This is a genomic window from Spirosoma daeguense (genome assembly GCF_054776875.1).
Window position 1 is genome coordinate 1 of sequence record NZ_BAAHBF010000010.1, and the last position, 21,892, is coordinate 21,892.

The 21,892-nt window shown below is 44.5% G+C and carries 26 protein-coding genes; 6 read left to right on the forward strand and 20 right to left on the reverse strand.

The window, feature by feature from the left end; translation table 11 throughout:
- Positions 1-259: 259 nt before the first annotated feature.
- From ACYVD4_RS27585 to ACYVD4_RS27600, 4 genes are read right to left on the reverse strand one after another with little or no spacing between them, the layout of a single operon-like run.
- Positions 260-838, reverse strand: coding sequence for a DUF4494 family protein (locus ACYVD4_RS27585; RefSeq protein WP_460951159.1), 579 nt, complete (start codon positions 836-838; stop codon positions 260-262).
- A 1-nt stretch (position 839) separates the two neighbouring features.
- On the reverse strand, positions 840-1,007 hold the full coding sequence (locus tag ACYVD4_RS27590; RefSeq protein ID WP_460951161.1) for a hypothetical protein: 168 nt from the start codon (positions 1,005-1,007) through the stop codon (positions 840-842).
- Positions 1,007-1,219, reverse strand: coding sequence for a hypothetical protein (locus ACYVD4_RS27595; RefSeq protein ID WP_460951162.1), 213 nt, complete (start codon positions 1,217-1,219; stop codon positions 1,007-1,009). The genes ACYVD4_RS27590 and ACYVD4_RS27595 overlap by 1 nt, the downstream gene beginning before the upstream one ends.
- Positions 1,209-1,496 (reverse strand): hypothetical protein, encoded by a 288-nt coding sequence (locus ACYVD4_RS27600; RefSeq protein WP_460951163.1) that lies wholly within the window; start codon positions 1,494-1,496, stop codon positions 1,209-1,211. Before ACYVD4_RS27600 ends, ACYVD4_RS27595 begins: the two co-directional genes overlap by 11 nt.
- 430 nt (positions 1,497-1,926) lie before the next feature.
- On the opposite strand from ACYVD4_RS27600, the gene ACYVD4_RS27605 reads away from it, so the two are divergent.
- Positions 1,927-2,718 carry a DUF4393 domain-containing protein gene (locus ACYVD4_RS27605; protein ID WP_460951165.1) on the forward strand — a complete coding sequence of 264 codons (792 nt, stop codon included), beginning with the start codon at positions 1,927-1,929 and terminating at the stop codon, positions 2,716-2,718.
- Positions 2,719-2,807: 89 nt separating this feature from the next.
- On the opposite strand, the gene ACYVD4_RS27610 is transcribed toward ACYVD4_RS27605, so the two are convergent.
- Genes ACYVD4_RS27610 through ACYVD4_RS27630 form a run of 5 tightly spaced genes read right to left on the reverse strand, consistent with a single transcriptional unit; the run spans position 2,808 to position 5,959 of the window.
- A complete protein-coding gene (locus ACYVD4_RS27610) occupies positions 2,808-3,275 on the reverse strand; it encodes a hypothetical protein (protein ID WP_460951167.1) in 468 nt (155 codons plus the stop codon).
- Positions 3,265-3,510, reverse strand: coding sequence for a hypothetical protein (locus ACYVD4_RS27615; protein ID WP_460951168.1), 246 nt, complete (start codon positions 3,508-3,510; stop codon positions 3,265-3,267). Before ACYVD4_RS27615 ends, ACYVD4_RS27610 begins: the two co-directional genes overlap by 11 nt.
- On the reverse strand, positions 3,503-4,132 hold the full coding sequence (locus tag ACYVD4_RS27620) for a hypothetical protein (protein WP_460951169.1): 630 nt from the start codon (positions 4,130-4,132) through the stop codon (positions 3,503-3,505). The genes ACYVD4_RS27615 and ACYVD4_RS27620 overlap by 8 nt, the downstream gene beginning before the upstream one ends.
- Complete coding sequence (locus ACYVD4_RS27625) at positions 4,129-4,932, reverse strand: P-loop NTPase family protein (protein WP_460951170.1); 804 nt, start codon at positions 4,930-4,932, stop codon at positions 4,129-4,131. The genes ACYVD4_RS27620 and ACYVD4_RS27625 overlap by 4 nt, the downstream gene beginning before the upstream one ends.
- Before the next feature lie 16 nt (positions 4,933-4,948).
- Entirely contained in the window at positions 4,949-5,959 is a 1,011-nt protein-coding gene (locus ACYVD4_RS27630; RefSeq protein ID WP_460951171.1) for a helix-turn-helix domain-containing protein, read from the reverse strand.
- A 383-nt stretch (positions 5,960-6,342) separates the two neighbouring features.
- Here ACYVD4_RS27630 and ACYVD4_RS27635 point away from each other — a divergent pair, with 383 nt between their 5' ends.
- Positions 6,343-6,939, forward strand: a complete 597-nt coding sequence (locus ACYVD4_RS27635) for a hypothetical protein (RefSeq protein ID WP_460951173.1) — start codon at positions 6,343-6,345, stop codon at positions 6,937-6,939.
- Positions 6,940-7,393: 454 nt separating this feature from the next.
- On the opposite strand, the gene ACYVD4_RS27640 is transcribed toward ACYVD4_RS27635, so the two are convergent.
- Complete coding sequence (locus tag ACYVD4_RS27640) at positions 7,394-7,699, reverse strand: helix-turn-helix domain-containing protein (RefSeq protein ID WP_460951174.1); 306 nt, start codon at positions 7,697-7,699, stop codon at positions 7,394-7,396.
- A gap of 88 nt (positions 7,700-7,787) precedes the next feature.
- On the opposite strand from ACYVD4_RS27640, the gene ACYVD4_RS27645 reads away from it, so the two are divergent.
- On the forward strand, positions 7,788-8,993 hold the full coding sequence (locus tag ACYVD4_RS27645) for a transposase (protein WP_460951176.1): 1,206 nt from the start codon (positions 7,788-7,790) through the stop codon (positions 8,991-8,993).
- Between the two features lie 120 nt (positions 8,994-9,113).
- Here ACYVD4_RS27645 and ACYVD4_RS27650 read toward each other — a convergent pair whose 3' ends face one another.
- Genes ACYVD4_RS27650 through ACYVD4_RS27665 form a run of 4 tightly spaced genes read right to left on the reverse strand, consistent with a single transcriptional unit; the run spans position 9,114 to position 13,426 of the window.
- A complete protein-coding gene (locus ACYVD4_RS27650) occupies positions 9,114-10,496 on the reverse strand; it encodes a hypothetical protein (protein WP_460951177.1) in 1,383 nt (460 codons plus the stop codon).
- Positions 10,493-12,049 (reverse strand): glycosyltransferase, encoded by a 1,557-nt coding sequence (locus ACYVD4_RS27655; RefSeq protein ID WP_460951179.1) that lies wholly within the window; start codon positions 12,047-12,049, stop codon positions 10,493-10,495. The genes ACYVD4_RS27650 and ACYVD4_RS27655 overlap by 4 nt, the downstream gene beginning before the upstream one ends.
- A 41-nt stretch (positions 12,050-12,090) precedes the next feature.
- A complete protein-coding gene (locus ACYVD4_RS27660; protein WP_460951180.1) occupies positions 12,091-12,783 on the reverse strand; it encodes a glycosyltransferase family 2 protein in 693 nt (230 codons plus the stop codon).
- A 40-nt stretch (positions 12,784-12,823) separates the two neighbouring features.
- Entirely contained in the window at positions 12,824-13,426 is a 603-nt protein-coding gene (locus ACYVD4_RS27665; protein ID WP_460951181.1) for a TIGR04282 family arsenosugar biosynthesis glycosyltransferase, read from the reverse strand.
- A 96-nt stretch (positions 13,427-13,522) separates the two neighbouring features.
- Between ACYVD4_RS27665 and ACYVD4_RS27670 the strand changes: the two genes are divergently transcribed.
- The gene (locus tag ACYVD4_RS27670; RefSeq protein WP_460951183.1) at positions 13,523-14,344 is read left to right on the forward strand and encodes a purine-nucleoside phosphorylase; all 822 of its coding nucleotides are present in this window, start codon (positions 13,523-13,525) and stop codon (positions 14,342-14,344) included.
- Position 14,345: 1 nt separating this feature from the next.
- Here ACYVD4_RS27670 and arsS read toward each other — a convergent pair whose 3' ends face one another.
- From arsS to ACYVD4_RS27700, 6 genes are all read right to left on the reverse strand, one after another.
- Complete coding sequence (gene arsS / locus ACYVD4_RS27675) at positions 14,346-15,392, reverse strand: arsenosugar biosynthesis radical SAM (seleno)protein ArsS (protein ID WP_460951184.1); 1,047 nt, start codon at positions 15,390-15,392, stop codon at positions 14,346-14,348.
- 62 nt (positions 15,393-15,454) lie between these two features.
- Positions 15,455-15,787: an arsenosugar biosynthesis-associated peroxidase-like protein gene (locus ACYVD4_RS27680; RefSeq protein ID WP_460951624.1), complete on the reverse strand. Its 333-nt coding sequence runs from the start codon at positions 15,785-15,787 to the stop codon at positions 15,455-15,457.
- A 66-nt stretch (positions 15,788-15,853) separates the two neighbouring features.
- Positions 15,854-16,780, reverse strand: a complete 927-nt coding sequence (locus ACYVD4_RS27685; RefSeq protein WP_460951185.1) for an SDR family oxidoreductase — start codon at positions 16,778-16,780, stop codon at positions 15,854-15,856.
- Positions 16,764-17,774 (reverse strand): NAD-dependent epimerase/dehydratase family protein, encoded by a 1,011-nt coding sequence (locus ACYVD4_RS27690; protein ID WP_460951186.1) that lies wholly within the window; start codon positions 17,772-17,774, stop codon positions 16,764-16,766. Before ACYVD4_RS27690 ends, ACYVD4_RS27685 begins: the two co-directional genes overlap by 17 nt.
- Entirely contained in the window at positions 17,774-18,466 is a 693-nt protein-coding gene (locus tag ACYVD4_RS27695; RefSeq protein WP_460951187.1) for a TIGR04283 family arsenosugar biosynthesis glycosyltransferase, read from the reverse strand. Before ACYVD4_RS27695 ends, ACYVD4_RS27690 begins: the two co-directional genes overlap by 1 nt.
- Before the next feature lie 76 nt (positions 18,467-18,542).
- The gene (locus tag ACYVD4_RS27700) at positions 18,543-19,649 is read right to left on the reverse strand and encodes a BamA/TamA family outer membrane protein (RefSeq protein WP_460951189.1); all 1,107 of its coding nucleotides are present in this window, start codon (positions 19,647-19,649) and stop codon (positions 18,543-18,545) included.
- A gap of 124 nt (positions 19,650-19,773) precedes the next feature.
- Here ACYVD4_RS27700 and ACYVD4_RS27705 point away from each other — a divergent pair, with 124 nt between their 5' ends.
- Positions 19,774-20,535, forward strand: coding sequence for a DUF547 domain-containing protein (locus tag ACYVD4_RS27705; RefSeq protein WP_460951190.1), 762 nt, complete (start codon positions 19,774-19,776; stop codon positions 20,533-20,535).
- A gap of 21 nt (positions 20,536-20,556) precedes the next feature.
- On the forward strand, positions 20,557-21,885 hold the full coding sequence (locus tag ACYVD4_RS27710) for an NAD(P)/FAD-dependent oxidoreductase (protein WP_460951191.1): 1,329 nt from the start codon (positions 20,557-20,559) through the stop codon (positions 21,883-21,885).
- Positions 21,886-21,892 lie beyond the last annotated feature (7 nt).

Genomic DNA, 21,892 nt, shown 5'->3' on the forward strand with positions numbered 1-21,892 from the left:
GAAAACTTTAAATCCTTTCATGGTGAGAATGTTAGTTGCTTTCGTTTATCCCCCGACCACCGCAGCCGGGGGAGGATTTATTGCTCCCCTAACCACTCATCGATTACGACCGATAGGCCAATCAGCATAATGCCGCCGATGAGAATGAGGAGATGGAGTACTATCATTTTATGGGTTAGGCCACTGCCTTGCCAGAGAGCTAAGAACAGGCGGCAGAATCCACCGCCCATTGCTTCGTGCCCTTCTCGTTGCTAATTGGTTAGTTAGTTGGGGCTGAATAGAATAACACTTCCAGAATATCAGTTTTATCAACGTGCGTAATTTCAAACGGATCGAGCGCAGATTTTAAACTTTCCGTTACACGTTGCAGAGCTTCCTGATTACTGTCTGCATTGACCAGCATTTTGGTCTTTTGTCGTTTCTGTTTACCCGTCCGTTCATCCTCCACCAGAAAATCTACTTTCACATCGTACCAGTCGTTACCCGTGTCGTATTGAACAACATCTGCATATTTCTGCCGTGCAATGGTAGTGATGGCGGAGTCTGTATGGTTAGTAGGAATGTACTCGTAGGTGCGAGACTCTGCATCAGTGAAGCTTACAGCATCGACCAGTAACGTACAGGTTTTAGGTTTTACCCGACTAAACTCCTGATTACGTGTACCTACCGTTGAATCGTCAATAGGTTCGGAGTAGGTGTATTTCGATTTGAACCAAGTTGGCATGATTGATAAGGATTTATGCACGACGATAATTTTCTGTCCGTCTTTGGTCTGGGACTGTACACGCCATTCTAATTCTGAGGGCGTTATGGGTGCGGTTAGTGTTGTCAGTTCCATGTTACGACAGTTGCGAAGGGTGACAGGTAAACGGGATGCCTCTTAGTAATACCACTGCCTGACCGTTGACGATGTGCTGATACGTAGCGATAATCTTATTGCCGTTATGCGACTTGATACTGACGGTCTGACCGCGCCGGAATGTCGGGAGTTGTTGAGGGGTTGCCATTAGCGAGAGAGTTTATAGTAATAATCTTCTTTTACCTCCCCATCCAGCAGGAAAAACGCGTTGTCACCGTAGTAGCGGACAAACTCCACCGAATAGGCCGGGCCAAACATATCCGGCTCATAGGTTAGTGTTTCGCCTTTGACGAACCTGCCTGATTTACGTGGCATCACGAACAAGGTGGTGGTAACGGTTTTGGTGGGGCTAGTATTCATTTTCTTTCGTCAAATCGTTTAACAATTCTTCCGCGAGTCCAGCAATATCAACACCTAGCCATGCTTGTTTACCAGCTACGTAAGTGGAGCCATCGGTCGTAACAAATAGCCGATATCGTTCAAAGGGGAAATCTTTAGCTGGTATGGCATATATCTCAAGAGAGAAATCATATTTCGCAAACAGGCCAGCCGCCCAGTTGCAGGTATCTGACAAATCAGTCCAGTCTGCATCAAGCAAAGGATTGATTAGCCAATCGGGTAAGGGTTGATGTTGCATAATGATAGTTGCGAAGTATCGTTTGTATCGCTCAGCAACGTTGCAACTTTCGTGGGGAGTGCTCTCTGTTGCTGATTGACTGTACAAATGTACGCAAAAGATTCAATTATGCAACAATTAAGATACAAAAAATATAACTATAAAGAACTATATTGATTATACGGTACTTTGACAAAGCCGGGAAAATGGTGTAGGTTGAAAAGAAAAAGCCAGCGAGTGGCTGGCTAGGTATTTGGGAAGTAAGAAATTAACAATCAATAGAGTGCCGCACCTATCAAGCAGCCAGCACTCCCAAGCAATAAAAACGTCATGATTGTTGCCCCCAATCTGGCTGGCGATTTATTGTCATCGGAAGTTAGTGTCCCATAATAAACGAATAGGCCAACGGCAGCATCCGCAATTCCAAATAATAATAATAACGTATTCATATATGGCTGATTTTGGCGAAGAAGCTGGTAAAGCTTTAACGGAAGTTTCGAAAGATATTTACAATGACCTAATTAAGAAATCATTCTCCCATTTAGGTACTTTTGCTGGTGATCTTATAGAATGCGCGTTGCGTTTTTCTTATCCTATGCGACTATCAAATGCAAAAAGACGTATGGAATTTGAGCGTAATTTAAAATTACTAAGTGAATCTTTTGAAAGCATTCCGGAAGCAAAAAGAATTGAAACTCCACCGGAATTACTGATTCCTACTTTTGAAAAGTTAACCTACATCACCAATGAAGACATTGCCAAGCTTTTTATTAATCTACTTAATAAAGCAAGCAATGTAGATACTATTTCTCAGGCTCACCCCAATTTTGTAAGCCTAATTGAAAAAATTTCCGCCGATGAAGCAAAAATTATTAGGCTCATCTACGCACAAAGACTTTTTCGATTTGCATATGTAATTTTATATAAAGAGCATGTTTTAACGAAACATCAAATTATCGTTGAAAGATACTTAACAGATCTTTCGCTAATCGTAGGTAGTCTGCAATTCCCAGAAAATATTTCATTTTATATTTCAAACCTAATTGCACTAGGTATTATAGCAGATATGTTGCCACAACAAATATTATACGACGCCCCGTATAATGCAATTAATGCAATACATAGTGATTTTTTAAATCACTTAAACATTCAAAAGCCTTCACATCAAGAAATAAAACAAACGCGCGCATCAATTGAGGTAACTGAATTTGGAATGAAATTTATGCGAACTTGTTTTACTTAAAGAATCAGCCCCGCACAATACCGTCGGGGCTTTTCTGTACTCAACCTAAACCTTTTACTGAAAACCTTTCTTTTTTTTACGTTCTTTTCTCATCTGCCGACAACCATCCTGCCTGCATCAATTAACTCCTGATCTTTCGTCTCCCAACCGCTAATCATTTTAAAATACTCGGGCGTCCACTTCTTTTCTGGCAACACCTCAGCATGAGCAATCATGTAGTGCTCTAGCCATTGTTTGATTGATAGTCCGAACCCATGATTAACGCCTTTATCGCGTGCTACCGACGCTTTTTTAGCCGAACTCCATTTTGGGTCTAATCCCCAGATATGTTTGATTAAGTGTCCGGCTTCCAAATAAACAAAACCAGTCTCCCTGTAATCAATACAGAGCAAAACCGTTTGTGGCGTCGTGAGCCGTTCCAGTTTGATCAGCTTCTGGGTAGGTCGATGCCAGAGGGCTACGCCGTTTTTATCCTTATCTGGATCAATGCCAATGGCGAACTTTGCCCATTTGTCGGCATGTTCTAGATAGTAAGGCTGTGGAATACTATCCTGCATTTGTCATTAATAATTTATTCACTTCACCAGGTATATCTAATAATTCTTTCTTCTGAATTTTGGCTTTTAAGCAACGCATTATTTCATTTTTAGTGTATTTGTCCGCTAGTTGACTGATAACAGTAGCTTTGTCAAGGTCAAGTTCATTTTTGCGGACATCACGAATGGCACCCAATAAAAATTTGCTTAGATCGATGTCATTTTGCAATTCGTAGTTAGGCATTACTTTACTCATGGATTTGTTTTTTTAGTTGACGTTTTAAGGCAATTGTTTGCCGTTTCAATTCGATTAAACTTTCTGGTATTTCTTCGGTCTTAAGTGCGTAATGTGTTTGTTTTTTTATGACCTGCACGACATAGCTTTTATCAAGTTGTAGGCGAAGTAGTTTTTCGTGAGGATTCCAAATGCGTTTTCGATATTGTTTTTGAGTTTGAGATACATGCTCCTTGTTCTCTTGTCTAAACTTTTTTGCTCGCAATCGATGATTGGGGTTTAGTCTGTTTGTTGCGCTCCTTCGACCACTTTCTTTGTAACGTTTATCATATTCAATGCTTTTTGCGCGAAAATCTGGATCGCTTACATATCGCTCTCGCCTTGTTTTATTAAGAGTTGCGCTATGCTTACGCCACGATTTTCTGTTTATTTCTTTTGCTCGATTAGGATTATCTTTACGCCATTGCGCTTGCTCTAACCTATGCCGCTTTTTAATTTCAGGATTGCTGCAATATTCTTTTCTATGATTGGCGCTACAGGTTTTACAAATACTTCTCACTCCGTATTTACCTCGCTTCTGTTTGTGAAACTCAGTCAATAGCTTTTCGTAAGAACATTTTGAGCAAGTTTTTGTCGTATTCATCCGCGTTTACTATCTCCGGGTAAAAGAATAACCTCGAACATATCGTTGAATCGGTCGAGAATACGACTGCCGTAAAGCTTAACTAACTGCTCTTCCAGTGCGTTTTCGCTGTCTCCAAGTCCTAAATTCGTTGTGACGTGTGTTACCTGCCCATAGCGATCAAAAGCCACGTAGCGTTCAGATAATAGCTCATCAATCGGATTTTCGACGTTGGTGAATGACATGATTTTTTGCACCTCTTCTCCTAAATCATCGAGTAGTAGATTGCCACGGCTGTATTGAAGAACTGGGTTATTTTTTTTCTCTTTACTGTCCTTAAAGTTCTTCCAAGCAGTGACAAAGGTTTTGGTCGAAATCTCTTCAAACTGCATATCTGGAATTGGCGCAATTCGGCAAAGCGTCTGCATTGCTCGAAACAGAAACGTTTTACCTACTCCGTAACCGCCATACAGAAACAGTCCTTTATGAAGCGGATAGGGTGAATTAGGCGCACCGATGAAATACCTAATGATATTTTCCAGTACTATAATCTGCTCGTCGCTGAGGTCGATTTCCTTACTTTTTCTGGACAATTCGATTTCGAACGTCCGCTTGATTACCTGACAGGCAATATCGAAACCAAGTACCTGCCGACGGTAATTTGCACGAACTGACGATTCCAAACGCCCTAAAATGGCTTCTAATTGCGTCGGGACATGATTAGCGGCTGCAACACGCTCTCTGTCCTCTTTCCCCTTTTCGGTTAGCTTACTGTAATCGACTGGCTGAAAGAATGAATCGTTACGGGATAGCTTTTCCATTGCCCGACGGTGATTTTCATTGTAGCGTTCCTGATCCTGCTGGCTGGGGATGCCCGTCCACGGTTTTTCTTCTACCGAAAGACTGTTGTCGGTAAGTTGATCCTGTGGGAATGATGGCTCCCTGTCCGAAAGGGTTGCTGTTGGCGCTGGCATTGCCATTGATGGCGTTTTTGGCAGGGTTGTCATGGTATGTTCTGTATTTGTCTGGGAATAAGCCTTGATAATCGTTGGCAATCGAATTTTCAATACAGGCGATCAATTGAACCTCATTCAGTACAGATAACTTTTCGAGTTGAAGTTTAACCGAATCAGGTTGCATATTCCGTCCAGCTTTTTTTCTGTAGAACGGAATCCATCTTTCGCTGTAAATCGATTGCATAGATGGTGTCCAGTTTTCGGGAAATTGGGGCGGCCCGGAACTGGGGGGTTTAGGCTTTTTACGTTCGGCTTTTAAGAAAGCTTTGTACGTTTTCTCATTTTCGTACACACCCCCAGAAATTAAAAGGATGGTTTGAAACAGCGCGGTAGCGCCATTTACTTTTTTAAATACTCTTTCTATTTTACTTTCTTCTTTATTTTCTCTTTTATTTTCAATCCTATATATAAGCTCTTTAAAATTATTAAAGAGGGTATTTAAAATTTTTAAATAGGGTCTTTCAAATTTTATAAGAGCCTCTTTAAAATTTTTAAATAGGGTATTAAAGATTTTTAAAGAGGCAGCATCCCCCTCTTTAAGATTTTTAAATAGGGTATTTAAAGATTTTAAAGAGGGGTAAATTTGCCGTTTATTCCCTTCGTTTTTACCATCCTCAATATGAATGTAATCTTTCTGGGAAAGCTTTTTAAGAATCAGGCTTATCGACGTAACGGTCGTGCCGATCTGCCCAGCCAAATACTTATTGGTGGCGTTGCATTCGTTTTCCCTTGAAAGGGTAATAACCTGACACAGCACAACCTTATCGGTCAGGTTGAGGTCAGAAAGCTCTAATACTGGCTTAGATAGCCAGATTCCACTAAAATCAGCCATTTGAAGTTTAATTCAGATTGAAGTCGGGAATCAACTCGGCAGCACGATTCAGGAAGGCATCTCTAATTACCTTGTTATCTGAGTTTAATGGAGCTTCATCATTAATGACTCTGCGTATTTGATGTCTATCATATACATGCGCGCCAGGTATCAATTGGAGGTGAGTTATCACACCCTTTACGTATTTGCTCTTCAGCAAAGGATACCGTTTAAATATCTTTTGGAACCCATTATCAAATTTTCTGTCGCATAACTGTTGCTTTTCCATGACTTTTTTGTTGCTTTGTATCAAAGGCTTAATTATTCATATATCCTTAGGGACTTAATGATTAGCAAATAAAACTATAAAGATACATTTTAGCAACCTTTTAGATGCTTAATTTATGGAGAACGAGAAGTTAATTTCAGAAAGTGGCTTTTCTGAGCGATTTAAGCAGTTCATGAAAGAGTTTAAATTGAACACAAATCGTTTGGCAGTTCAGATGGCCTCAACGGAAGATGAGAATATTATCAAGCGCAGTCGCGTCAAGTACGGGCGATGGGCTAACGGCGAGGTTGCTCCGGCTTATGATGGGCTATGCGAGGTGGCTGATAAGTATGGAATAAGCCTGGATTGGTTTGCAACAGGGCAAGGTGAGATGCTTCGCGTAAATAGGACATCGTCGCCTGAGGTGGCAAACATTGATTATAAAAAGCTTTTCGAAAGTGAAAGGGAAGAAACAATACGCCTACGTAAGCTTAATGAGCGCTTAAGTATATCCATATTGGAGAAATCTGGATTACTTACAGACCATCCAGGATCAAAGCTTGAGTCAAGTGATCAAGCCGCAGCTTGGGAAGAAATCAGAAAACAGAGCGAAGCAATGGTAATAGCTACTGAGCAGGAACGGGAGACCATTGGCTACAAGCCTAAGTATCTCACTACTGGCAAGGTAATCGAGCTGTACCCATCAGCAACTGTTGTTCTGAAACTGGCCTAAGCGGGTCACTTGTCAGATCGGGTTACGTGCTCGGTTCGTGGCATAAATCCTCTTATCTGCACAAAAACCAGTCCCAAAACCAGTACCTTTACACAAAACAGGGCCTGAGTGCATTGAAAGAGGAAAATCGGGTTCCCAGCTTCGGGAGCCTAATAATCAGGGAGTTGCACTATTGTGCAACTCCTTTCTGTTTTTATTTGCAAACAGATTTGCAAACATCCATTATTATATCTGAGGGAAATTTTCGGGGACTACCTTTAACATCATGTGTAATATGTCTCGCTCCCCTCACCACACAAATCATATCGCCTAGAGTTAACTGTACAAATGTTAAATGTTTGAGAGTTAAATTGATGCGATTAGCTTAGTTCGCATCCCAGGCTATATCTGTATAACTTCATCAGCCTAGATAAATATTATTACCGATCTTGGGGCACTAACCCTTCTAAAGCAATTACTGGCCTTGAATGTCTTCTCCGGTTGGCGGTAAGGGAAAATCAAATAAATCGGCTATACTCACTTCCAACGCACGAGCTAAAACAAGGACCGTACTGATCGTGGTGTTGATCTCCCCTCGTTCAATTCGACCAATCTGACGCACATCTACCTGGCATTGATATGCCAATTCATCCTGAGAAAGTCCTTTTTGTTGCCGCTTCTGGCGGACACTCACCCCAAAGAGTTTTATGAATTCTTTGTCTCGTATCCCTATCACAGGGCAAAGAATCATAATTTCTAAAAAAACATTAAGGACATACATGTCCTTAACAGTCCTTTACTTCTATATTTGATCAAACTTTTGCGATTTACAGTCAGCCACTTTGCACAAGGTGATGACTTCTTTCAAGATGGCTTCAGGAGAAAAATTTGATTACGAGCAGTTTCGCCTACAGGCGGTTGAGAAGTTGCGAATGGGGCCCATCAATATGGCCTCCATCAAAGCAGTATTAGGGCCTGTGATGCAAGACTTGCTGGAAACGGCTCTTCAGGGAGATGAACAACTCGTTGCCTCTATTGACGAATCAGCGAGTCCAATAGAGGCAGCGGTGACAGAAGTAGAATCTGATCAGTCCGTCGAAGCCAACGAGAATGCTCCTGTTTTGGCAAACCATACACTAGAGGCTACCTTGCTTGATCAACCAGCCATTTTTGGGATACAGGCAGATCACTTTGTGAACGAAAACTTCTATGAAGGGGTACCCTACCAATCCATTCGACGTCAGCTTAACTGGCATGGGTGGCCTGTGTCGATGACCGTTCTGATGAGGATTACCGATCAAGGTTTGCCTCGTGTAGAAGCCTGGCATAAACGCCCCCTGCATCCCATCTATACTTTTCTGTGGGTGGCAAGTCTACCTTTTCAATTCTGGCATAGTACCCACTCATCTAATAGGCCAGTATATGTGGTTATTACAATTGATTTGCAGGGCAGGCGGGATATCCTAGGCTACTACGCTGGTGCTCACGATTTATCCAGCACTTGGACAATGATATTATCTGATCTACAGGAGCGTGGAGTTGAGGATATACTGATTGCCTGTGGCGAGGAGCCAGTTAGTCTCCGGGAAGCCTTTAGGAAAATTTATCCCCAAACGCATGTACATGGCTGTGTGATGCTTCAGATGCGGACTACACTACACTCTCTGATCGGCAAAGACAAAGTGGCTGCCATTAAGATACTACGTTCTTTATATTCTATCACGGATGAGACTCAGGCAACCGAGATATGGCAAGGTTTCAAAACCGAATGGGCTAAGCGGTATCCTATGCTGGTGGAAAACTGGGAACGTAACTGGCCACTAATAACAGGGCTTATGCAGTATCCTCCATTGGTAACTAAACGAGCTCAGCGGTTTACCTTACTGGACACACTGCATCAGACCATACTCGGTCATTTAAAAGCCTACGGGCCTTATGTCAATGAGGAGGAATTTCTAAAATCCACTTACGTTATCAGTCAAAAATTAGTAGCTAAAAACACATGGAGTGTGGGTAACTGGGGTTTGTTATTAGAACAGCTAATCAGTGTATTTGGCAATCGACTAAAAAAATAGCTGTTATCTAGGATATTACTGGATAATATCCTAGATAACAGGTCGTGCGTTCTGTAAAATTTAAATATGTATTCAAGGTATGCCTTTTTCAGTATTGCTGATAGTGTTAGGACGGACTTGTTAATACTCTAAAGTTTCAAATTCATCTGACTCCTTTCTGCCATTTAGCCTTTTCCATTCATACAATACAAATCCAATCAGTATCCCGTATTCCAGACAGATAAGTGGTAAATTCTCATTATATGGATACGTCTGGTAAGCACCGTAAGATAGGATGGCAAGTCCCGACCAGATAAATGGATACCGAAGAGCTGTAAATGAGCTTACTACCAACAGCGAAGTTATATACCAAGGGTGAACTGTTGTGGCCAACAGCCAGTATAAACTCAACGTTAGCATTAATTGAATCGATAGTTTACGAGAGGATATCTTCGATGGGCTCCAGACAGCAATGGCAATTATACTAAAGGCGGTAAGAATAAATAGGAATTGACCAGCTGTTTTGATAATACTGTGGCCCGTTAGTAAGTAGCCGACTGCCCGAATTAAGTAGTAGATACTGGCATTGAACTCGAACGTCTGGAAATAAAGGTCAAGACTTGCAAATAGATTCACTACCAAGTTTGTATCAAAAAATGGCAGAAAAAGCATTCCGACTATACCCAAGGTAACTGAACCGTACACGAGTCCTCGCTTCCAGCCTACGTATCGAATTAACACTGGAAAAAAGAGTAATGGTAGCAGCTTCGTGCCAATACTCAGGGCTAATGCACCTGCTGATATCTCCCATCGTTTCTGCTGATAAGACCAAACGGCTAAAAGCGCGAAAAAAATCATTACAGCTTCATAATGAAGGTTGCCCGTCAGTTCTAGAATCACTAGTGGATTCAAGCCGTACAGCAAGGCCAAATTGGGGTTTTTTCCAAATCGACGCAGGAGCTGAGGCAGTAACCACAACGTACCAAATTCTGCCAGCAGAATCGGTATACGTAACCCAATCAGATTGCCTGGCAAATCATAGGGCGAGAGCAATGCCGCAAGCCCAAATAATGCCTGATTGACTGGGGGATAAACTGTGTAATAATTTGGAGAATTTAAACCTTGATATAGCGATTCGGCTAGTCCAAATGTTACCGATAAAGGGGTATTGATAATCTGGCTGGGTAAATAAAGATACGGGTTATAACCGTTGGCAACCAAATGTCCATCCCAGATGAATCGAACATAGTCATCTGATAGGTTAGGAATGACTGCTAGTAGACTTAGCCGGAATAAAATGGCTGCCAGAAAGAGAAATCGATCGGGTTCAGGTTGGGGGCTAAACGTGAGTGATGTTTGACTTGAGACTGTCCACAGCGGCCTGGTAATCCAAACGTATCCCCAAAAGGTAAGTCCGTATAACAGAATTAGAAGGTTAAACTGTGGCCGGATAAGCCCATATCCGATCAGGGTATACAGAGCTAGTGAAAGAAATAACCAGCCAATTCGGAATGGCGTAATCATGGCTGTAGAACTGTCACGTTTGGCACTACGTTCCTTTCTCTGGTCCAGCTATGCGCCAGAGTATAGCTGGCCACCAACCCATAGCCAACAACCAGCAGACTATGCAGAATACTCATAGAATAATCGTGTAAATATAAACCTAAACCGAGCCCCGCCAGAAAATACAGACCAAGTGCAATTTCCCCAAAAACAGATTTGGGGAATGTTTTCTTTATGTAAACATTTGAATTCCAGTCGATGACCTTTGTCGTACTGTTGAATTTTGGAGTACGAATGAAGGGCGTTTTTTTCCCAAATAGGCCTTCCAGAACGGCCAGGCTGTTGTGTAGTGACAAACCCAGCATGATGGAAATAAAGGTTGGAAAGAGCCAAAAAAATCGAACTATTCGGCTAAGGGTATTTCCTTTTGTTTGATAGCCAGTAAGTCCTTGTTTTATCTCAGCTTGATAATAGGAAATCCCATAAAAAATGGTTGAAATGATGGTAGCCAGTAAGAATAATTTTGATAATTGATAGCTGGTAGCTGCCCAGACGGGATGGCGATGATGAATCCATAAGACGGGTACGCTCAGCATAGCCATACTCAGAATAAGTACCAGCAAAGAGCTGTTCAGCAAATGAAAACAGGCCTGTATTTTTTTGCTGATTGAGAGGCTAGGTTTCTGCCATACCTTTCCCAAAAGCTTCCGACTGCATTCAGCTGGCCCTTTCATCCACCGGTACTGTTGAGACCTAATTGCATCCATTGTAATAGGCAGTTCGGCAGGCACCCCGATATCGGTACGGTAAACGATTTTCCAATCTGTTAGCTGCGCCCGGTAACTTAAATCCAGATCTTCGGTCAAGGTATCCGCCTGCCAGCCACCACTGGTTAGTATGGCTGCGCGACGCCAGATACCGGCTGTTCCACTAAAATTTAAAAATAGATTGGTGGCATATCGGGCATACTGCTCAATGAGAAAATGGGCATTTAAGCCAAATGCCTGAATTTGAGTCAGGTGCGAATAGTACTGATTGGTGTGTAACCAGCGAGTCTGTACAACACCTATGCCGGGCTGCGTAAAACTGGGAAGCACACGTAGTAAAAAATCGGCGTCAGGTAGAAAATCAGCATCGAAAATCGCTACGTATTCGCTATCGATTAGGTTAAGCCCATGAGCAAGCGCTCCTGCCTTGAAACCCGATCGGTCGGTTCGGCGGATATGCACCAGCGGATGGCCTGCTGCTTGATAGACGTTCACTTTTTGTGCAATCAGCAATGTAGTGTCATCCGTCGAATCGTCCAGAATCTGAATGGTCAGCTTGTCGCGAGGGTACCGCAATTGAACGATGGCATCAATCAGTCGCTCCACTACGTATAATTCGTTATAAATAGGCAATTGAACAGTTATCGAAGGTAACTGCTCCCAGCCTGTATCAAGCTCCGGAATGCGCTCATTTCTATGACACCAGCGACCGTATACGTATCGCACAAGAAGCCCTAACTGACCAATACTGAACAGCACGATTAGAAAAAGCAGCAGGTTGTAAAGAAAGAGAATGAATAGCTCCATTGTGTCAATTCCAGCGCATTATCAGCACTGATTCAGTCTTACTACCAGTACTTAAAAATGGTGGTCAGAATTTTATACCCCGCCAACACCGTGCCTTTGATCGTGCCCGAAATTTTTGAGTGCCCGATCCGTTTTCTATAACTCACAGGTACTTCCGTTGTTTTACAGCGTAGCTTGGCGGCTTTTAATTGCATTTCGACGGTCCACCCATAGGTTTTATCCTGCATATTTAGGCTCAATAACGTCTCGAACCGAATAGCGCGAAATGGCCCCAAATCAGTAAAACGTACTCCATACAGCCAACGTAGCAGCCGGGTAGCCAACCAGTTTCCGAAGAGCTGTTGAGGTGTCATAGAGCCACGCTGCCGTTTGCCTAATGCGCGTGAACCAATCACTAAATCAGCGTTGTGTTTCAGAATTGGCCCAACGACACGAGACAGTTCAGCCGGGAAATCAGAATAATCGGCATCTAGAAAAACAACGATGTCGGGTGTAGGCTGAAGTTGCTTAATATAAGCTATACCCCGAAGACACGCCCGCCCATACCCCTGAATAGGTTCGTCCAGCACGGTAGCGCCAGCGCGAGAAGCTTCGACAGCAGTACGGTCGTTGGAGTTATTATTGACGACAATAACTTCCTGTACTAATTGAGCAGGTATTTCACGGATCACCTTCCCCACTGAATTCTCCTCGTTAAAGGCGGGAATGATAACGACAATAGTTGGCTGATTCAAACGTGGCGTGACGGTAAAAGCGAAAAGTATAGGGCACGTATCATAACGGCTGATCTGTTTTCTGAAGATAAGCCTCATAATCGGCCCATTCGTCAATATCGGTTAATTCATCAAGTCGGGCGAAGGTTAAGCCATGCTGCATAACAGCTAATTCTGTTAACTGTCTCAGCTCGGGCTGGCTCCAAGGCATCTCCTGAAATAAAAAAGGATGTAGATTATTCATGCCCAGCAAATAATATCCGCCGTCGGTGGCTGGCCCGATAACTACATCCACGGTATCGAGGGCTGTAAACGCATTATGAATATGGCTGGGGGTTATATCAAAACAGTCGCTGCCAATAATTACCACTTTTCTGGCGCCCTCTCTAAATTGTTCCTCAAATGCATTATACATACGTTCACCCAAATCCCCTTCTGATTGCTTATACTTAGCAAATGGATTCCATCCATCATCAGCGTTCACAAAATCACCGTAATATACGGCACAGCGCCCCTTAAATTCAGATGCCAAATTTTGTGTATAAGTTAGTAAGTGTTGGTACACTTCGAGCGCTTTAGCGTCTCCCACGGTTCGGGCGATACGGGTTTTAACCTGGCCGAGAATAGGATTTTTGACAAATACAATCAGTTGCTCTGGTGTCATGAATAATAATAACGAAACAAGCCAACAATCGGTTAATGAAATCGTGTGATTAATTCTCAACGAGTATCTTGCAAAAAAGATACCCTACTATCGTTTATGACCATACTTGAACAGGTTCAGCAGACAACCGAGTTTATTCAATCGAAAACACAACTTTCCCCTCAAATTGGGATCATTCTCGGAACAGGCCTTGGCGCACTGGCACAGGAGCTGACCATCGAAACGACCTTACCCTACGAATCCATTCCTCATTTCCCGCTATCAACGGTTGAATTTCATTCAGGGAAGCTACTTCTGGGTACATTAGCTGACAAACCCGTAATCGTGATGCAGGGCAGGTTTCATTTTTATGAGGGCTATTCCATGCAGCAAATTACCTTTCCAGTACGTGTCATGCATGCTCTGGGCGTTCAAACGCTGCTGGTTTCAAACGCAGCCGGTGGTTTAAATCCTGCTTTTCAAACAACCGACTTAATGGTCATTGACGACCATATCAGTTTGTTACTCCCTCAGAATCCGCTCGTAGGGCCAAACCCTCCCGAGTTTGGTGACCGTTTTCCCGACATGAGTGAACCATACAGCAAAGCGTTGATTGATCGGTCATTTACTATAGCCGATGAACTTGGTATCCGTCTCCAGCGAGGGGTTTACGTCAGCGTAACGGGTCCTCAACTCGAAACAAAGGCTGAATACCGAATGCTCCGGCAGTGGGGTGCCGATGCCGTGGGCATGTCAACCGTTCCGGAAGTTATTGTGGCTAATCAGATGGGAATTGCTGTTTTTGGTGTGTCGGTCATTACAGATATATGCATACCTGAAACCCTGGAAAAAGCCGACATTCAAAAAATTATAGCGGCTGCGGGTACAGCAGAGCCTCATCTTACTCGCCTGATGCGATCGCTGGTCAGTCAGATGTAAATCAAGCGGTTGTACCTCCGCAACTGGACCCAGCTCCGGCGGTGCAACCGTAGCAATGCTGATTAATAACCACTGCTCGCTTATTTAAGGTGTTCAGCTCGAAATCCTTGACATGCTGTACAGGACTAGCTACTTTTAAATCAAGCATTTGATTGAAATCACAATCGTAAATAAACCCATCCCAACTGATGGACAGAGTATTTCGGCACATGACTCCAGCAGCTGCTACCGGATTGAAGGCATTGACCAGTTTTTCCATGTAGCCGTCGTAATTACCAGAAGAAATAAGGTAATCCAGAAATCGACTGATCGGAATGTTGGTAATGGCGTACAGGTCATTGAACTGAATGCCAAACTCATCTTGCAAAACCCGTTTGAACTGTCGCTTCAAACTCTCCTGCGAACCAGGCAGGAAAGCGCCGTTTGGGTTATAAACCAGATTCAGCAGCAGGTCCGTATCGGGTTGACCATAGCCCACCGCATTCAGCATACGTAACGCCCGGATAGAGTCCTCAAAAACGCCTTTTCCACGCTGTCGGTCTGTTTTATCGGCATTATAGAAGGGCAACGAACTAACGACTTCAACCTCGTGCTTTCGAAAGAAATCAGGTAGGTCATTGTATTTAGGATTGGCTACGATGATGGTTAGGTTGCAACGTACCATAACCTTCCGGCCCAGCTTCCGAACCTCTTCCACAAACCAACGAAAATTCGGATTCATTTCTGGGGCGCCACCCGTTAAATCGACCATCGGAATATTCGTTTGGGCCAGCGCATCCAAACACGCCTGCATCGTTTCACGGGTCATAATTTCCTTCCGATCGGGACCCGCATCAACGTGGCAATGCCGACAAACTTGGTTACACATTTTCCCCAGGTTTATCTGAAAAACAGCAGGCTCAACGGTACTTAGTGGAAATAGTCCCGCGGCTTGAAGTTTCTGGTGAAAAAGGGGCAATTGCAACGTATCGGCTACTTCGCTTTGTAGCGTTTGCAGTTGTACGTCAACGTTGGCTAACTGATGCCCACTGGCTTTAAGTGATTTCATAGGCTGAATGAGTGAAAGAGCGAAAATTGCTTACGTTAACTATTCCCTCTCTCGCTCTTTATTTACATCGATAAGTCTTTGGCTTTGTTCATCATTTGCACGCCGTGTACCAGCGAAGCCCCTCCGCGAATGGCGGCTGCTACGTGAACGGCTTCCATCATTTCGGCTTCCGAACAGCCTTTTTCGAGCGTATCAGACGTGTATGCATCAATACAGTAAGCACATTGTACCGTATGAGCAACCGCCAGCGCAATCAATGATTTCTCACGGGCCGTCAGTGCTCCTTCCGCAAAAACAGAACCGTAGTAAGAAAAAAACTTGTCGGCCAGTTCTTTCTGAAACTCACCAATCTTACCAAATTTTTTGAGGTCTTCAGGATTATAATACGTCTGCATAAAGTCGGACCGGCGCACCGGTTGAATTAAGTTAATGAGAATACGAGAACAAGCTAAAAATAGATTTTACTCATAAAAATGCCGGAGTCTACGAATTGTAGTGAGCACAATCCAGTCTCCTAGCCGGGGTAGATGCGTATGGACTAGTACAATGAGTCTGCCCAGCGCTGAAATTACTGTCCGTTGCCGACGTCGTCGAACATGCTTAAGAATAATCCGGGCAACTTCCACCTGACTTTTCTGCCAGCGGGGAGGACGGTGTGCAATTGGTACCGGTTGACCCATTGCATCGAGTACTCGTTTGTCATGGTCATTCTGTGTAAAACCGATGTGTACTACGCCAATCTGAATACCTGTATGAGCCAATTCGAGACGTAATGTGTGGGCCAAATTAGCTACTGCCGCTTTCCCGGCGCAGTAAGCCGAGCCACTGGGCATTCCGTTTAGCGCAGATATAGAGGAAATGAACGTAACGACACCTTTGGTTTTGGTCAGATGAGGCAAAGCGGCTTTCAACGGATAAACCGTCCCGTATACGTTACTATCAAGCACCTGCCGGAATACGTCGGGATTCATGTCGGCAAAGTAAGCACGCATAGAGATACTGGCATTCGTGATCAGAATATCCAATTGCCCGAACGTTTCGATTGCAGTTGCAATCAAGCGTTCGCAGTCATCGAAGCAAGTTACATCGGCCAGACAACTCACTACGTCCAGACCTTCGCCAAGCAGTTCATCCTCTGTTTTGGCCAATCGATCCGTTGTGCGTCCATTTAAAACTACCTTAGCTCCCGCTGCGCCCAAGGCCCGTGCAGTAGCTTTTCCAATGCCCGATTCCGAGCCAGTAACAATAGCTACTTTTCCTGCAAACACCCCTCCAATCGCTGTTACAGGTTTGCGTTTTTTGGGGCCATCCGAACTGGCAATTGGTGAAGCCGATGTTTGTATGTCACCGGGTTCTGACGATGCGATTGGCTTAGTTAGTTCGAGCACGTTGAGTAAGATAGTTATTTTGAATAAACCAATTGAAGGCCTCGTCTACAGCCTCCTCAATTGGCGTCTGAGGTAGTCTTAGTTCGGTGATGGCTTTCTGTGAACTAAAATAATGTCCATCGTTCGCCACCGCAATCATGGCTGAATTTAGCTGTCCCGGACGGCGAGTTAGTTTAGCAAATGCATCACAGCCAAACCCATACAGCTTTGCCAGACTGGGAGGAATCGACCAGCGCGGTGGTGATACGTTCATACGTCTTGCCATCAGTTGAAACGCTTCCTGGTAACTCATGTTTGAATTTCCCAAAATGTACGATTCACCCAATCGCCCCTGCGTCAGAGCATTGACCGTGGCTACCGCTACGTCTCGTACGTGAACATAATTTTTTCCACCGGCTGGATAGCCCATCACACGGCCTCGATAGAGTTCCAAAAGCATTTGCCCGGACGTTGGTTTAGCATCGAATCCGCCCAACATAAACGTTGGATGAACCATAATCGCGGGGAGGCCAATCTGCTGTACTGCTTCCTGAACATGCTCAGTAGCGGCTCGTTTGCTATCAATGTAATCGGAGCCATACCGCTCCCCCCCAAACGGATAGGTTTCGTCTCCAGGTTGTTGCTTTGTACCAACCCCAAAAACGTTAGCCGTTCCAACATAGACAAATCGTTGAACGCTGGCCTTCTGGGCTACCTCAATCATATTTTGGGTTCCGGTATAATTCACAGCCCATACAACTGGATTGCGGGCCGGGTTAACCTGAGCCAGAGCCGCTGCATGAACAACTGCATCGCAACCTGCTACTGCTTTTTTTAACGACTGAGTATCTAAAACATCGCCTTCGCAGTGTTCAACCGGTAACCCAGCTAGCGTTGGGCAAAGCTGTTGATGCCGAATTAATACTTTTACCCGGTATCGACGCACCAGTAGTTCACGGGTCAGGTGAGACCCTAGAAAGCCACTTGCTCCGGTTAAAAGTACGGTTCTTTTCATCAACGATAATTCAACATGGCTTTATACGTGCGGGCAATCCGGCCTGGCGACACGTTCATAAAAAATAGCGAAAAGGCGGTCAGGTTCGCCAATTGTACGCGCAACCAACTGTTGGTGTCGTATTTTCGGGCTGATACCAATACGTCTTTCGGTATGATACAAAACCGCGCTACCTTCCGAATCCGGATAATTATATCAAAATCCTCCATGATGGTATAGTATTCATCGAAACCACCCAGACGGTCAAACAGCGAGCGAGTTACGAATAAAGTCTGGTCTCCTCCGCGACTCATTATGCCTGAAAAACGGGTTCCGTAACTGTTAAAGCGGAGCATAATTTTGTCTGAATTGAACCGAAACCGATAACAACCCGCTTCATAACCTGCTTTAACGGCCTGCTCAATATCTGCAATGAAATCAGAGTTGATACCAACGTCGGCATGGACAAAATACAGTATATCGCCTTTTGCCAACGTAGCACCGAAATTCATCTGGGTAGCCCGGCCCGGCTTTGGCGATTGCCAGACGATAGCACCCGCCTGTCTTGCGACCTCAGCAGTACCATCAGGACTTCCTGCATCAATCACCAAAACCTCCTGTAAGGAAGCTCCGCCGAGGGTCAGTAAATTCTGAACTAACCGGCCAATCGCCTGAGCTTCATTATAAGTAGGAATGATAATACTATACGTCATTGGTAATCAATAAGTAAGTAAAATAGGCTATTTATCAGACCCTGACAAACACTCTGGGCAGGAAGACATTTTTCAGTTAAAAAGCCTCTCCAATGGTCAGATAAAAACCGCTCGATTGACGTCCCATTCCGTAATCTAATCGGATGTTAAGATGGTCTCTACGATTCATCGTAAAGCGCAATCCAGCTCCGTAGGACAGTTTAGGTTCATTAACACGTAGCAATGAATGCGTATCACCCAGAATGCCAGCGGCCCCGAAAACCACACCACCCAAACGCTTATACAGGTCAAACCGGACCTCACTCTGAATCATTGCTACGTTCTGGTCGCGGTATCGACCTTCGTAATAGCCACGCATCCGCTTGGTCCCTCCCAGCAATGACAAAGCATTGAAGGGAGCCCCACCCGCTGTAAAACTTACGAAATAATTGACCGCTAAGATTGCTTTGGTACTCAACGAATGATAGGACGATACGTCAGCGATGTAGCGATCGAAGCGAACATTGCCGCCCAACGTCTGATTGTGAGTTAGATACGTAATGTCGGCCACAATGCCTTTAGATGGGAAGAAAATGACATTACGTGAATCATAAAACAAGCCTAGTCCAGCTCCCGACAACCGGCTACCTAATCCTCCAGCTACAGTACCCGAAGCCAGCAATCCACCCGGCTCAACGCTGGTTACCTGATAATCTTCGTATTGATACCGAATGCCTGCGTAAAGCTTTCCCCGATTCAGGTTCTGGCTTATTCGTCGGAACGCATTGACACGTATCCGCGGGAAATTCACTCCGTAAAGCTCACGAGTAACCTCCTGCTGGCCAACTCCAAAGAAATAATAATTGTAGCGATAATACCCGGCCTCGCCATTAACGTAGTATTTGTCACAGTCGTAAAAAATCTGAAAAGGCAGGTAAAACAATATTTGTTTGTTCTGCGTATACGCAAATCCCAGCGTAATCTGGGAAGGACGAACAGCGGCTCTGGCCTGTCTGGATGAATCTGACCGCAAAAAGGCCATATCCCGTTTAAAACGGAATGTAGCTGTAGCCGCCACACCATATGCCAGTCGGGTTTCGGGCGTATAATAAACGAGCGGAAGAGGTAAGATACTGAACCCTTTTGGAACACTGTCGGACGGAGGTGAAATCAATAGGGCGGTTAACAGCGACGATAGAAGCATTAAGATGTTGGCTTGCTTACCCTATCATACGAAAAGTTAATCGACAGAGTTTGAATTTATGATTATTAAAACCATTCGGTAGCTTGGGGCGTATATCTGAGAGTAAGACAATTTAAGCCGAATTATGAAAACGCACCTTAAGTATAAATTTCTACTGTTTGGATTAGTAAGTCTACTAACCACTGCTTTCACAGAGCCAACTGTAGCACCTGTGGATCACAGCCCTTATGACCGACTCCTGAAAAAATACGTCAACGAAAAAGGCTTGGTCAATTATAAAGGCTTCAAGTCGGAGGGGAAGGCATTGAATGATTATCTGGCTACGCTCAGCAAAAATCCACCGGCTGCTTCGTGGAGCAAAAACGAGCAGATGGCGTACTGGATTAATGCCTACAACGCCTACACCATCCGGCTGATCCTCGACCATTATCCCGTAAAAAGCATCAAGGATATTGGATCAAAAATCAAGATTCCGTTTGTGACTACGCCTTGGGCTGCCAAGTTTTTTACAATCGGTGGTGAAAAAATGAGTCTCGATAACATCGAACACGGCATCCTGCGTAAAAAATTTAACGACCCTCGCATTCACTTTGCCCTTGTCTGCGCATCTATTTCATGCCCCCGTCTTCGAAATGAGGCTTACATGGCCGATAAACTGGATGCGCAAATGGACGATCAGGGGCGTGACTTTCTGAATAATCCGTCCAAGAATAAAATCAGCAAAGACGAAGCCCAGCTGTCGAACTATTTCAACTGGTACAAAGGTGACTGGACCAAAAATGGTCAATCGATCGTGAAATGGGTCAATAAATATTCCAACACAAAAATTTCGGATAAGACCGACATAGAGTTCCTGGACTACAACTGGAATCTCAACGAGCAGTAAGCGCTGCTGAAATGGGCCGTTATGAAGCACCTTATCATTATCGGAAACGGTATTGCCGGTATCACAACCGCCCGGCATGTTCGCCAACAGGATTCAACGGTACGTATCACGGTCATTTCGGCTGAGTCCGAGCACTTTTACTCGCGCACCGCTCTCATGTACATCTACATGGGGCATATGACCTACGCTCATACCAAGCCCTACGAAGACTGGTTCTGGACCAAAAATCGTATAGATCTGCTACGTGGCTATGTTGAGCAGGTCGAAACATCAACAAAGCGAATTCGGCTGGCTGATGGCCAGTGGCTCGAATATGATATGCTGGTGCTGGCTACTGGCTCGGCGTCTACTACATTCGACTGGCCTGGTCTGACTTCGTCTGGCGTCCAGGGATTATATGGCTTGCCTGATCTGGATCGAATGGAGCAATTCACCAAAGATATCGACAGGGCGGTAGTGGTTGGCGGTGGACTTATTGGCGTTGAACTGGCCGAAATGCTACGTTCCCGGCATATTGACGTAACAATTCTGGCGCGAGATCCACATTACTGGAGTTCCACACTACCCACTGAAGAAGGTAAGTTAGTCGGTCGTCATTTGCTTCGGCATGGTGTCGACCTCCGGCTTGAAACCGAACTTAATGAAATTCTGGCTGATCCATCGGGACGAGTGCGTGCGGTAGCGACGAAGGCAGGCGAAGAAATTCCTTGTCAGTTTGTGGGTCTTGGTGTAGGTGTTACGCCGAACGTAGCATTCCTGAAAAATTCAGGTATTGAACTGGGGAAAGGTGTTTTGGTCAACGAGTATTTCGAAACCAATGTAGCAGATGTGTACGCCATCGGCGATTGCAACGAGTTTCGCCAACCTATAACAGGAACAGACGGTGCGCTTCGCAAACCCATCGAACAAATCTGGTATACAGGTCGGATGCACGGCGAGACCTTGGCTCGTACGCTCTGCGGCTCCCGAACGTCCTACCGACCGGGTGTATTTTTCAACTCGGCCAAATTCTTCAACATCGAATATCAGACCTATGGCACCATGAACGCCCAGCTTACCGACAACGAACAAACTTACTATTGGGAGAATCCGGCTGGCGAACAGTGTCTACGTATCAACTACCGAAAAACTGATCAGTCCGTTGTCGGTATTCATGCCTTTGGGCTACGGTTGCGTCATTCTATCTGCGAATGTTGGATTCAGCAGCGGACACCTTTTGAGGAAGTACTGAGCCAGTTTCGGCAGGCTGATTTCAATCCGGAATTTTCGGATGCTTATACCGATCGACTCACTGGCCACGCCCCCGCTCGCAAAGGTTGGTTTCATCGGTTATTTTCAGCTACGTATTAATCCGTTA

Bases quoted from the DNA above. Each gene is read 5' to 3' on its own strand.
- ACYVD4_RS27595 (WP_460951162.1), bottom strand. From the start codon at position 1,219: ATGAATACTAGCCCCACCAAAACCGTTACCACCACCTTGTTCGTGATG.
- ACYVD4_RS27625 (WP_460951170.1), bottom strand. From the start codon at position 4,932: ATGGAAAAGCTATCCCGTAACGATTCATTCTTTCAGCCAGTCGATTAC.
- ACYVD4_RS27700 (WP_460951189.1), bottom strand. From the start codon at position 19,649: ATGCTTCTATCGTCGCTGTTAACCGCCCTATTGATTTCACCTCCGTCC.
- ACYVD4_RS27650 (WP_460951177.1), bottom strand. From the start codon at position 10,496: ATGATTACGCCATTCCGAATTGGCTGGTTATTTCTTTCACTAGCTCTG.
- ACYVD4_RS27620 (WP_460951169.1), bottom strand. From the start codon at position 4,132: ATGAATACGACAAAAACTTGCTCAAAATGTTCTTACGAAAAGCTATTG.
- ACYVD4_RS27665 (WP_460951181.1), bottom strand. From the start codon at position 13,426: ATGACACCAGAGCAACTGATTGTATTTGTCAAAAATCCTATTCTCGGC.
- ACYVD4_RS27590 (WP_460951161.1), bottom strand. From the start codon at position 1,007: ATGGCAACCCCTCAACAACTCCCGACATTCCGGCGCGGTCAGACCGTC.
- ACYVD4_RS27670 (WP_460951183.1), top strand. From the start codon at position 13,523: ATGACCATACTTGAACAGGTTCAGCAGACAACCGAGTTTATTCAATCG.
- ACYVD4_RS27630 (WP_460951171.1), bottom strand. From the start codon at position 5,959: ATGGCTGATTTTAGTGGAATCTGGCTATCTAAGCCAGTATTAGAGCTT.
- ACYVD4_RS27600 (WP_460951163.1), bottom strand. From the start codon at position 1,496: ATGCAACATCAACCCTTACCCGATTGGCTAATCAATCCTTTGCTTGAT.
- ACYVD4_RS27655 (WP_460951179.1), bottom strand. From the start codon at position 12,049: ATGGAGCTATTCATTCTCTTTCTTTACAACCTGCTGCTTTTTCTAATC.
- ACYVD4_RS27585 (WP_460951159.1), bottom strand. From the start codon at position 838: ATGGAACTGACAACACTAACCGCACCCATAACGCCCTCAGAATTAGAA.
- ACYVD4_RS27635 (WP_460951173.1), top strand. From the start codon at position 6,343: ATGGAGAACGAGAAGTTAATTTCAGAAAGTGGCTTTTCTGAGCGATTT.
- ACYVD4_RS27680 (WP_460951624.1), bottom strand. From the start codon at position 15,787: ATGCAGACGTATTATAATCCTGAAGACCTCAAAAAATTTGGTAAGATT.
- arsS (WP_460951184.1), bottom strand. From the start codon at position 15,392: ATGAAATCACTTAAAGCCAGTGGGCATCAGTTAGCCAACGTTGACGTA.
- ACYVD4_RS27605 (WP_460951165.1), top strand. From the start codon at position 1,927: ATGGCTGATTTTGGCGAAGAAGCTGGTAAAGCTTTAACGGAAGTTTCG.
- ACYVD4_RS27705 (WP_460951190.1), top strand. From the start codon at position 19,774: ATGAAAACGCACCTTAAGTATAAATTTCTACTGTTTGGATTAGTAAGT.
- ACYVD4_RS27610 (WP_460951167.1), bottom strand. From the start codon at position 3,275: ATGCAGGATAGTATTCCACAGCCTTACTATCTAGAACATGCCGACAAA.
- ACYVD4_RS27615 (WP_460951168.1), bottom strand. From the start codon at position 3,510: ATGAGTAAAGTAATGCCTAACTACGAATTGCAAAATGACATCGATCTA.
- ACYVD4_RS27640 (WP_460951174.1), bottom strand. From the start codon at position 7,699: ATGTATGTCCTTAATGTTTTTTTAGAAATTATGATTCTTTGCCCTGTG.
- ACYVD4_RS27695 (WP_460951187.1), bottom strand. From the start codon at position 18,466: ATGACGTATAGTATTATCATTCCTACTTATAATGAAGCTCAGGCGATT.
- ACYVD4_RS27690 (WP_460951186.1), bottom strand. From the start codon at position 17,774: ATGAAAAGAACCGTACTTTTAACCGGAGCAAGTGGCTTTCTAGGGTCT.
- ACYVD4_RS27710 (WP_460951191.1), top strand. From the start codon at position 20,557: ATGAAGCACCTTATCATTATCGGAAACGGTATTGCCGGTATCACAACC.
- ACYVD4_RS27645 (WP_460951176.1), top strand. From the start codon at position 7,788: ATGGCTTCAGGAGAAAAATTTGATTACGAGCAGTTTCGCCTACAGGCG.